Source organism: Coleofasciculus sp. E2-BRE-01, assembly GCF_040221695.1.
In the GTDB taxonomy this organism is placed as follows: Bacteria; Cyanobacteriota; Cyanobacteriia; order Cyanobacteriales; family Coleofasciculaceae; genus Coleofasciculus.
On record NZ_JAVKEA010000136.1, the window covers coordinates 1 to 9,450 of the forward strand.

General features: G+C 43.3%; 7 protein-coding genes. 6 read left to right on the plus strand and 1 reads right to left on the minus strand.

What is annotated here, in order from left to right; translation table 11 throughout:
• Nucleotides 1–515 precede the first annotated feature (515 nt).
• The 4 genes from RIG66_RS16375 to RIG66_RS16390 all read left to right on the plus strand — a co-directional run bounded on the left by RIG66_RS16375 (nucleotide 516) and on the right by RIG66_RS16390 (nucleotide 6,854).
• On the plus strand, nucleotides 516–1,898 hold the full coding sequence (locus RIG66_RS16375) for a hypothetical protein (RefSeq protein ID WP_446379793.1): 1,383 nt from the start codon (nucleotides 516–518) through the stop codon (nucleotides 1,896–1,898).
• Nucleotides 1,899–2,220: 322 nt separating this feature from the next.
• On the plus strand, nucleotides 2,221–3,519 hold the full coding sequence (locus tag RIG66_RS16380; protein ID WP_446379795.1) for a DUF1822 family protein: 1,299 nt from the start codon (nucleotides 2,221–2,223) through the stop codon (nucleotides 3,517–3,519).
• A 164-nt stretch (nucleotides 3,520–3,683) separates the two neighbouring features.
• Nucleotides 3,684–6,128, plus strand: coding sequence for a CHASE2 domain-containing protein (locus RIG66_RS16385; protein WP_446379797.1), 2,445 nt, complete (start codon nucleotides 3,684–3,686; stop codon nucleotides 6,126–6,128).
• A gap of 30 nt (nucleotides 6,129–6,158) precedes the next feature.
• Nucleotides 6,159–6,854 (plus strand): hypothetical protein, encoded by a 696-nt coding sequence (locus RIG66_RS16390; protein WP_446379799.1) that lies wholly within the window; start codon nucleotides 6,159–6,161, stop codon nucleotides 6,852–6,854.
• Nucleotides 6,855–7,076: 222 nt separating this feature from the next.
• On the opposite strand, the gene RIG66_RS16395 is transcribed toward RIG66_RS16390, so the two are convergent.
• Complete coding sequence (locus RIG66_RS16395; RefSeq protein ID WP_446379801.1) at nucleotides 7,077–7,421, minus strand: hypothetical protein; 345 nt, start codon at nucleotides 7,419–7,421, stop codon at nucleotides 7,077–7,079.
• 352 nt (nucleotides 7,422–7,773) lie between these two features.
• On the opposite strand from RIG66_RS16395, the gene RIG66_RS16400 reads away from it, so the two are divergent.
• On the plus strand, nucleotides 7,774–8,211 hold the full coding sequence (locus RIG66_RS16400; RefSeq protein WP_446379803.1) for a surface-adhesin E family protein: 438 nt from the start codon (nucleotides 7,774–7,776) through the stop codon (nucleotides 8,209–8,211).
• Between the two features lie 269 nt (nucleotides 8,212–8,480).
• On the plus strand, nucleotides 8,481–9,197 hold the full coding sequence (locus tag RIG66_RS16405) for a Uma2 family endonuclease (protein WP_446379805.1): 717 nt from the start codon (nucleotides 8,481–8,483) through the stop codon (nucleotides 9,195–9,197).
• Nucleotides 9,198–9,450 lie beyond the last annotated feature (253 nt).

Here is a 9,450-nt window from a genome sequence, read left to right on the forward strand (position 1 = left end):
CTCACAGATTTTTCCCCAAGAGTATTAAGAAAATCTTAAATATACATGGGTACGAATTGAGAAGGATAATTGGCTCAAACGCTTACATAGTCACGGTTTAGGCTTCTATCCTCAATCGGGATGGGGGGAACTTCAGTTTAATACATAGCTCCCCAACATTGCTCGCTTTCCCCCACACCCCACACCCCATACCCCACACCCAGTATCCTATCGTGGGTAATGTAGCTTAAGTTGACACCAATGGTTTAGGGACTAATATTGGTTGTTATCCCTAGCTTGGCTGCAAAACCCGCCCTGTGTGTAGGGGTGGGTTTGATCTACTAACGGGAAGGTTTTTCACCCTGATATCACTAAACCCGCCCCGATAGAGTGCAAGAAATATTCGACAAATGACGAATGACAAATGACGAATGACAAATGACGAATGACAAATGACGAATGACAAATGACAAATGACAAATGACAAATGACAAATGACAAATGACAAATGACGAATGACGAATAACGAATAAATCATGAGTGCGCTATCGCTATACTGGACGCTGATTCGTTTAGATCCCATCGCTGGATGTAAACGAGAGGTAATCCCAGCCGCGAAAACGTTCTGCCAAACTCAATTTCCCCAATTCGTCTCTGAGGGAACTGTTCCAGACAAACCAATTCAATGCCAATTAATCCAATGGAGTCGCGGTGAGGAATCAACAGATTATCCCGAATTTTCCACCCTCGCCCAACTCTGCTTGCGCTGCTTTGTTTCCCGACAAATTGAACAAGTCTGTGTTCAACTTGAAGTCAAATTTGGTAACAATCATGGTTTCAATCGGTATGATTTATTTACCTTTGTCCTTACCGATTTAGGGGTTGACAAAACGCCCCCGCTTACTCAATTTACTTCTTTAGCTACAGACATTTTACAAACCTTTGACCCCGAACGCGCTAGTCTGACAACTTGGACGAATCGCTTGGTGAAACAGCATCGGGAATTGAATCGTTTTCTCTTGGAACAAGGAGTGTATTTAATTAGTGATTGGGCAATTTTAAACGATACGACGCCCAATCAACTCCCACGCATCTATCGGGAGTTTCATCACCTAACTGATCGCGAAATTCAGCAGGCGCGTATTCTGCTCAAAAGTTATCATAGCATCTACCGTCGCGATCGCATATCCTCGAATCAAACTGGACAATGCGCCTTACCCACGCCAGCACAGCTTCAGCAGATGGCGGATCAGGTGCATCGGAAAACCAACATCCGACTATCTCCTCCCGATATTATGGAACGACTGCAAACCCTAGCCCAACGGCTACGAGACTATCGCCTGTCTGTGAGGCGGGGAACGTTACCCAGTCAATCCCTTGATGATCCTACTGTCAGTCTTAACTTGCATCAGCCATCCACCATTGATGAGACAGAACAACTCTTTTTAACCGCTTATCGTCAACAATTTGTCAGTTGTTTAGATCAGGCAATTCAGCAAGTTATTGAGGAGCAACGGGTTCAGCTCAATCGGAAAAAATCGGAGAAATCTCAGCAATTTATAGTGGCATTACGCGGGTTTCACTGTCAAGGGAAATCCATGGCAGATATTGCCAGTTTAGTGGGATTAAAGGCGCAGTATCAAGTAAGTCGGCTGTTGAAACTCAAGCAAATCAGAGCCGCCGTGAGGGGACAGATGCTCAACGGCTTGTTGGAGTGTATTGTAGACTTGGCAAAAACCTGCACTGATCCAGAGCAAATCATAGCACTTGATCACCAGATTGAACAGGTTTTAGCAGACGATATTGACAAAATGATTCAGGAGGCAGAAATTGAGGCTGAACTTAAGAACAAAAAGGCTGCATTAAAAAGTTTATTTGCTCAACGAATTTGCCAATATATTGATCGGTTGGATTCGTGATTAGGGTTTGGGCAATCATCCGAGGGAGTATCTCAGGGAAGCACACAAGATTCTTGTCAACGCCATCGTTATAGTTTGTCGTAAAACCTAACCCTACAATTCTATTCCATAAGACACACCGAGCGTGTTACCAAGCGTGTTACTGAGCGTGTTGCCGAGCGAAGCCGAAGTAAGTAGAGGCAAGCCGAAGTAAGTCGAGGTAAGTCGAGGTGTTCCCTATTCCCAAAAATTGCATACCTATCTTAGGCTCAGAACTATAGAAGAATAGAGGAAATGATTCTCGCCTGTTTCAGACAGTAAACCTAGTTATAAAATTAGCGTCATGATTAACGACTTCAGTGACAGAACACTTGAATTTGAAGCCTTACCCATTACGACTATCACTCTCAGTGATACTCAAATTCAGCAGGCAAAACACCTCATCCAACCGATTCAGCACGAATCCCGACAATGGCAAGCCTATTTAAATGCATTAGCCCTATTCGGCTTTAAACAATGGCTTCAGGATTGGGCGTTTGATCTGTCTGTAGAGGATCAAGACTGTTCAGTGTTTTATCCGGACTATGCCAATATTTTGGGAGCCGTTTGCCAGGTAAAAGTCGGTCATTTTACCATTGACATTATTCCGATTGGATGCTTAGCATCAGAGACGGTTCCTGTTCCCAGAGCCATCCTTGATTTACCTGAATTTACTGCACATTTATATATTATTGTGGAAATATTAGAGGAACTTAAACAGATTCAAGTTACGGGATTAATTCGCTACGATCAATTACAAGCACAATTGGCGACAACTCAACTTACTCCAGAACCTGATTGGACCTATAATTTACCTCTAGATTGGTTAGAAAATCCCGATCGCCTGCTACTATACTTGCGCTGTCTCAACCCGGAAGCGATTCAGTTACCCGCGATTCCCCCAAGGAGTCAAGAAACAGTATCCGTCGCTCAATTCGAGCCACTTATCCCCCAATTTAAATCAGACGATTGGGAATTATCGGAGGTATTAACCTGGGAGCAAGTTGTGGCTATTTTAACGAATTCTGAGTTACGGCAATGGTTACTGAATCCGACGCCAACCGTTCAAACAAGGCTGCAAAGGTTGCAAGAACCGCTGATTAATGTGGGACTTTGGTTGAATGATGAAATTGACGAACTAACCCAGAAACTATCATGGGTTCTATTACCTGCACTAACGCCAGACGCTGTTCCCTTGCGATCGCCAACTCAAGAATTAAATGTTCTTCTCCAGCAGCTAGAACTTACAGGTAAAGCGATTCCACCCATAGCGCGGGGAGGTTATACTGATTTGATGCTAGGAAATAATGCCTTACGCCTCTATGCTATCACTTGGTCGCTGATCTCACCTGACAATCTCCCGGCTTGGACATTATTATTAATTTTAGGCACAACTCCGGGGACAAGGATTTCACAGCCGATCAAACTTCTTTTGAGTGATTTAAATAGTATTTTAATTGAACGAGTTTTGGAACCTCATTCAGAGGAAACGTATATTTATGCTCAAGTAGGCGGTACAGTCGATGAAGCATTCACGGTTACACTATCTAACGAATCTGGAGCATCTTTAACTTTGCCTCCTTTTGTTTTCCGCCCCAATTAATGGTTAATTCTAGCCGCTCTTTCTCCCCTCTTGCTCCCCTCTCCCAAGCTTGGGAGAGGGGTTGGGGGTGAGGGGTTAAGCCTAAGTTAAATGTCACACCAATGACAAATGACAAATGACAAATGACGAATGACGAATAACAAATAACAAATGAAAAATGACAAATGACAAATGACAAATTTTTAACAATTCGACGATTTAATCAAACCTGTGTCTTTGAATTATCATGGGGAAAAGGACAACAACTGTGTGCGACAGTTCCTTACCCAGAATCGCTAAGTACATTTTACCAAGAATGGCAGCGAATATATTTGAGTTATTATCAATCTGCCTTGCGGGGATGGATTGAAGGGAGTGGAAGTTTAAGCACACCTCCGATTGATTGGCACGCTAAATTAGTACAAGCCGAAGCCAAATTATTATCTGAGTTCCACCATTGGTTACGTCGTGCGGAATTATTTGAAATTCGGGCTGAAATTGCTAAGTCTTATCAGCAAACCCCTCTCCCCAGTGACAACCAACCGCCCCCAATCAATTTATTTTTAACCTGCCATTCTTTAGACTTAGAACGCCTACCCTGGGAAGCCTGGGAAATTGGTGCCGAATGGTCAACATCTGACCGAATTCGCCTAGCCAGAACCCCGGTAACGATTCGGCAAGCTGCTGGTACTAACTCTCAATCTCGGCGGAAAAAGGTAAGAGTATTAGTGATTTTAGGCGATGATACTGGACTCAATTTTCAAGGCGATCGCGCAGCGGTGCAATCTCTATCTCGAATAGCCGATATTGAGTTTATGGGTTGGCAACCGGGACAGGATATTGGGGAGTTAAAGCTGCAAATATCAGCAGCAATTGCTGATAAACAGGGATGGGATGTTTTGTTATTTGCGGGACATAGTAATGAGACACCGTTAACGGGCGGAGAATTAGGAATTGCTCCCAATGCTTCTATTTCAATTCGGGACATCATCCCCCAATTACTCTTGGCAAAAGAGCGAGGATTACAGTTTGCCTTGTTTAATTCCTGTCAGGGATTAAGTCTTGCCCATTCCTTAATTGATTTAGGATTATCCCAAGTCGCTGTGATGCGCGAACCCATCCATAATGATGTGGCGCAGGTATTTTTATTGCGATTTCTGCAAGCATTAGGACAACATCAAAATGTACAGGAGTGTTTAATTGCCGCCTGTCAAGTGCTGAAGTTGGAAAAGAATCTTACCTATCCTTCAGCTTACTTAATTCCTTCTCTATTTTGCCATGCCGAGGCGGAATTATTTCGGATTTTACCTTCTGGTATAAAGCAGCAGCTTAAGCAGCTTTTACCGACATCGAAAGAGGCGATCGCGCTATCTTTGCTGACGGTACTCAGCCTATCACTACCTGTGCAGGATTGGTTATTAGAACGGCGAGTTTGGGTTCAGGGGATATATCGTCAAATTACTGGACAAATTTCAATAACAAAACCGCCTCCGGTGTTGTTAGTGCAAATTGATGAAACCTCGATTCGACAAGCGGCTATTGCTGATCCCAAGCCGATGGATCGTCAGTATTTGGCAAAGTTGGTGGATAAGTTAAGCCAAACCGATGCTAAAGTTGTGGGAATTGATTATTTATTAGATCGTCCTCATGGGGAAGATGACGATAGTTTAGCGCAATCGTTGCAAGCGGCTGTACAACAGAAAACACCGACAACGTTTGTTTTTGCGTCGGTATCTCATGAGACAGAAGGATGGTTAAATGTACTGCCCACAATTGCTAGTCCGAATTGGAGTTTATCGGGTGAAATTCATCTTCTGTTTTGGTATATGAAACTGGTATCACCAGAGGGTTCGGCGTCTGAGAAATTGCCGTTTGCTTATGTATTAGCCTTGGCGCATGAATTGACTCAAGTCACTGAATCCAATTCGCCCTCGGTTATTACTCCTCAACTGACAAGTAAAACGGAGTTGTTATCTCAAATTCGCGAGGATTTCAGAAACACCCAGGGACGAGATTATCGGGGGTTATTTTCGGCGCGATCGCAACGTCAGTCAATTACCGGATTTTCTTACCAATTTGGTCAAATGTGGTTCCATCCCATTATTGACTTTTCCATTCCACCTGCACAGGTTTATCAAACGATTCCGGCGTGGGAACTTCTGGAAGATTCAGCCATGTCCCCGGAATTGATGAATGTGTCTCAGCAGGTGGTGATGATTGCACCAGGGGGATATGGGGAAGCGGGAATCAAGCACGAAGGGGAGGATTTGTTACCGTTACCTGTCGGATTGGGGTATTGGTTTGAAGGGCGCAAGACGGTGACAGGTGGGGAAATTCACGCTTATTTAATTCACCATTATTTAAATCAACGCTTTGTTGTCCCAATTCCGGATTTATGGATGTTGGTGTTAGCGGTAGTATTGGGAAAGGGGATATCATCGGTAACAGGATTGGGTTTGAGGGTAACGCCGAGAAATGTTAAGGGGAAACGCTGGGTAGTTTTCGTGAGTGGATGTGCGATTTATGGCGGGATTAGTTTACAGCTTTATATTACCAGTGCTATGTTGTTACCTTGTTTGATTCCTGGGGCGGCGTTGGGGATTTATCTGCTACCGATAAGCCGTAAATAGTGTAGCTTAATGACAAAGGACGAATGACAAATGACAAATGACAAACTAGGTTTATTGTTAATCACGTTAACCAGTTGCCTGGTTGGATATCAGCTAGTTCTACCCAGGATAATGCTGGCTCAAAATCAACCCTTACCCTGGTCAGAGTTATATCAAACTGACTCATCATCCGACAATACCACTGAACCCCCAGCGCGGGGAAGAACGGGAGGAAGTCGAGGTTCCGTTTGTCCAATTTCTCCCGCCTATAATCCCTTAGCGATTCCCTTAGTTTGGAGTAATCGCCCATTATTTATGTGGCGAGTCAAAGAGGGAGAACAGATTGGCAAATTTGAACTGTGGCATCATGTTACTCAGGATGTGGTGTGGAGTAAACCAGTGAGTTCATCTGAGACTACGCTTTTGTATGATGGGGAAGCGCTGCAACCGGGAGAGCGTTATTATTGGGTATTATTTAACCAGGATTCTGTTCCCCTTTACCGACTCGCCTTGCAGATGGTGGATCGACAGACACGCGATCGCATCTCTTCGGATTTAATGATGATAGAGACGCAATTGCAAGCAGAAGGAGCGTCAGCCGAGGCGATCGCGTATGCTAAAGCCGAGTATTTTGCCACTCGTCAGATGTGGGCAGATGTGTTGCAACAGGCGTACAGTATAGAAAATCCGTCAATGGCTTTGACTGACTTTCTTCAGATAACTCGCCAGCAGTTTTGTTCGGGTTAATCTTGTTTTTTCAATATTAATTAAGAGCCGATTAACCACCTGTAGGGGCGACCCGCTTGCACCAGTTAACCATAAGCTGTAATGCATTTAAATTGGGTATTAGTAGCGAGCAAGATGCTCGCACTACAAGGATTGTGCCATTATTGATATTAAGGTTTAAATGCCGAACAGCTTACCAGTCTACTCAATTTTGTCTGGTCGCCCTCTCCCAAAATCTTTGTGTTATAAGTTATTTCCTTTAGAAAATTTTCTCCAATACTGCGTACAACATTCTCTGATTTGTTGAAGCGTTATTGGATTATTGTCTTGGTCAAATATTTTGATGTCTTCGGCTTTAAATTTTAAAAAACCTCCATAACTAGGAGATCCATAACTAGGAGGAGCAATTGAGCAGTATACCTCAACTAAATCTCCTTTGGCTTCTGCCCCCATGATATCGGGTTGAATATTTTCATTTTCCTCTAAATTGCTTAAATCAAATATAGTTTCCCCTGACAAGCCAATAAAAACGAGTTCACTACAGTGTTTAAAATAGCCATTTAAACATTCATGATTAGGATTAATCAATTCAGCAATATATTGAATGTCAACCTAAAACAACACATTGTCTTCTTGTTTTTCTAATTTAACTAATATGCCATCATGAAACATACTGAAAAGACTAGCTTGATCTATTAAATCCATTTTTATTAGTTTGTAGTAGAAAGGAATAGTCCAAGTTTATCATACGTTACTTGGTAGGGGGAATAACTCTGATAGGTGTTCACTGAAGCCAGACTTTGGGAAAGTTGAACACCGTCTTGACTTGAAGCACAAGTCCCAATTTAAATAGAACTAAAGTCCTGTTGCTCTAAGATTTGTGCATAGCATCTTCCCGTCAGATGTATAAACAGGTAGAAACCTTTAAGCGGCTATCGATATGACGAATCCCTTAATTCAACTCAACCGCCGTTCTCTCAAAGGAGTACTCACCCTCCTTTCCCTCACCAGCGCCATTCTCATCTCACCTGTTGCGATCGCGGGGCAGTGGGTGAGAGTCAAAACCGACACAGACAATAACGCCTATCACGTTGATGTCTCCACGATTGAAGGCAGAGGGCGCTTGCGCTACTTCTGGTCAAATGTAGTCTACGGACAACCCAACCCGAATCTCGTACCTGGGCAAGAGGTATACAGCACTACATATTATATAGCGGTGGATTGTCAGAATCAGATTTATCAGTTGCGTTTTGTGCGGTTTCTGGATGCTAACGGACAAACAATTGAAGATTATAACTATGGAGAAGATGGCAGAGGAGGTAGACCTGAACCCGGTTCTGCCGCAGAAGCTTCACTCAAGTTTGTTTGCTCAAGGTAATATCGCGGTTTTCTGGGAGCATCCCATTTTGCAAACAACATTACCTAAAACAATGGTATTTCAATAGTTTCAGCCAGGATTTTTTTAGGCTAAAGCCCTGGCTACAGACTTAACTGGGCAAGGCTACAATAGTACCATAGAATTGGCGCGATTTTTGAGCGCACGTCAGTAGGGCGCACGTCAGTGCGCCCCTACGTTATGGCATAAAAATAAATGAACTAACACGATTTTTTCTTCCTCAATTAACCCAACTCAATGGACTCAGTGATATGATCCAACAATTGCAAACTGATTCAACCTCCGATATCATCTACCCCGACAGCGATGGTCAACCTATGGCAGACAACACCAAACAATTTCGCTGGATTGTGACAGTTAAGGAAAATATAGAAATATTATTTGCGGCTAATGCTGATGTATTCGTAGCTGGCGATTTACTTTGGTATCCTGTTCAGGGAAAACCCAAAGCTTGCCAAGCCCCTGATGTGATGGTTGTCTTCGGTAGACCGAAAGGTGACAGAGGTTCCTATCAGCAATGGCGAGAAGAGAATATTGTTCCCCAGGTTGTCTTTGAGATTCTCTCCCCAGGAAACCGTGCCAAAAAGATGGCAGAAAAACTCTTATTCTATCAACGTTACGGTGTTGAAGAATATTACATTTATGATCCAGATGACATCGAATTAACTGGCTTATTGCGGTCTGGAGAATGGTTAGACCCCATTCAAGATATGAATGGATGGGTAAGTCCACGATTAGGAATACGGTTTGAACTCACCCCTGATACCCTGGTCATTTATCGCCCCGATGGACAACGATTTCTTACTCCAGTTGAACTCGATCATCTCCGAGAACAGGAACGTCAACGGGCAGAAGAAGAACGTCAACGCGCCGAGGAAGCAATGGCTCAATTGGAACAAGAACAACAGCGCTATCAAGCGTTGATGGAGAAACTACGAGCTAGAGGAATTGACCCAGAACAATTGTAAGTGTGGTTCACTCAGACAAATTTAAATTGTGTAAGTAAGTAGTGGCGTGGCACACCTTAATTGGTGGATTAGAATTGTAGGGGCGCATGGCGTGCGCCCAATTTCACGGTCAAATCCCGCATTTCTCACAAACTAATTTGAGAAGATAATTTTAAGGGGAAAAGTAGAACTTTTCATGCGCAGAATAGAAAAATTCCAGATTATCCAACAAGATTAACTTAAAATTGCCAACCCTTACCCGACGTATTTGATA

Excerpts from the sequence above, each read along its gene's own strand:
- RIG66_RS16375 (WP_446379793.1), top strand. The coding sequence starts at position 516 with ATGAGTGCGCTATCGCTATACTGGACGCTGATTCGTTTAGATCCCATC.
- RIG66_RS16380 (WP_446379795.1), top strand. The coding sequence starts at position 2,221 with ATGATTAACGACTTCAGTGACAGAACACTTGAATTTGAAGCCTTACCC.
- RIG66_RS16385 (WP_446379797.1), top strand. The coding sequence starts at position 3,684 with ATGACAAATGACAAATTTTTAACAATTCGACGATTTAATCAAACCTGT.
- RIG66_RS16390 (WP_446379799.1), top strand. The coding sequence starts at position 6,159 with ATGACAAATGACAAACTAGGTTTATTGTTAATCACGTTAACCAGTTGC.
- RIG66_RS16400 (WP_446379803.1), top strand. The coding sequence starts at position 7,774 with ATGACGAATCCCTTAATTCAACTCAACCGCCGTTCTCTCAAAGGAGTA.
- RIG66_RS16405 (WP_446379805.1), top strand. The coding sequence starts at position 8,481 with ATGATCCAACAATTGCAAACTGATTCAACCTCCGATATCATCTACCCC.